This is a genomic window from Cohaesibacter sp. CAU 1516, assembly GCF_005771485.1.
In the GTDB taxonomy this organism is placed as follows: Bacteria; Pseudomonadota; Alphaproteobacteria; order Rhizobiales; family Cohaesibacteraceae; genus Cohaesibacter; species Cohaesibacter intestini.
The window spans coordinates 1-1,131 of the sequence record NZ_VANT01000037.1 but is presented as its reverse complement, the minus strand read 5'-3'; the positions used below and the strand labels follow the sequence as shown (position 1 = coordinate 1,131).

1 pseudogene is annotated in these 1,131 nt (G+C 55.5%); it reads right to left on the bottom strand.

The features are described 5' to 3' along the window. Positions 1 to 124: 124 nt before the first annotated feature. Positions 125 to 1,003, bottom strand: a pseudogene (gene istA, locus FDK21_RS20520) (IS21 family transposase); the annotation flags it as partial. Positions 1,004 to 1,131 lie beyond the last annotated feature (128 nt).

The window sequence follows — 1,131 nt, the reverse complement described above, 5'->3', positions numbered from 1 at the left end:
CTGGACCCAATATCTCGCCGCGCATCAAAATCCTCGCTAAGACACGTCAATAAGGACGTCATTATTGACGTGTCTTAAATCAGAAGACCGAGTTCGGAAAGGCGGTGCCAACCGGGTGATTACCCTGAACATACTCACGGCGCCCCATCTTCAGCATGCGTGCTTCCATCAGGCGGCGCAAAGTATCAAACTCTTCGGGCAAGTCCCATCCAGCCAGAGGTGCTGCTTGGTCAAGCGCGTTGATTTTGCGCTCGATCAGAGGGAGGTAGTGAACCGGATCGAATACCATATCCTCGCGATCGTAGCAGCGAGGATGGCGTGCGATGACCTCGCCACGGCAACCAATCACCACCCGGTCAACATAGCCACGCACCCAGACCTCTTGATGGCCATAGGCCACGGGAACCGAGTAGTCATTGGTGTCGTAGCGCACCAGAGACTGGGAGCTGACGCGACCACTGGTCTGATTGCAGGCCTCAAAGGGAGCGGCTGGTATAGGTGACATGGCGGACAGATCACCTCTCAATCTCTCGCCGATTGTTTCTTTATGACCGCGCAGGATATGCGCCTGCCGAGCACTGCATTGGGCTTCAAGGTCTGCGTTGAAGCTCTCCCAGTCAGGAAAGTGCGGGATCGGCACCATATGATTGCGGCGCGCGTAGCCTACCATCCCCTCAACATTGCCTTTGTCATTCCCTTTTCCCGGGCGCCCATAGCGATCCCGGAACAGGTAATGCGACAGCAGCGCGCTGAACAACGTGGCACGAAGGCGTGTTCCATCCGGTTCTATCTTCGAGACTAGACAGCGGTCGTTGTCATAAAGGATTGATTGCGGCACTCCGCCAAAAAAAGCAAAGGCATGAACATGCCCGTCCATCCAAGCCTCAGCCGTTGCCGCTGGATAGGCCCGCACGAAGTAGGCGTCACTATGTGGTAGGTCCAGCACGAAAAAATACGCCTTCTGCTCCACACCACCGATCACAACAACAGCTTCGCCAAAGTCCGTGAAGCTGGAGACCCGCAAAAACCACCCAATTTGACCGATGGAACATCGTTGTGACCGGCGGCCACGGTTCATTGCAGCGCTGATTGCGCAGTTCTTGCGATATTTGGTCTGTTTTCTGCCCCTTC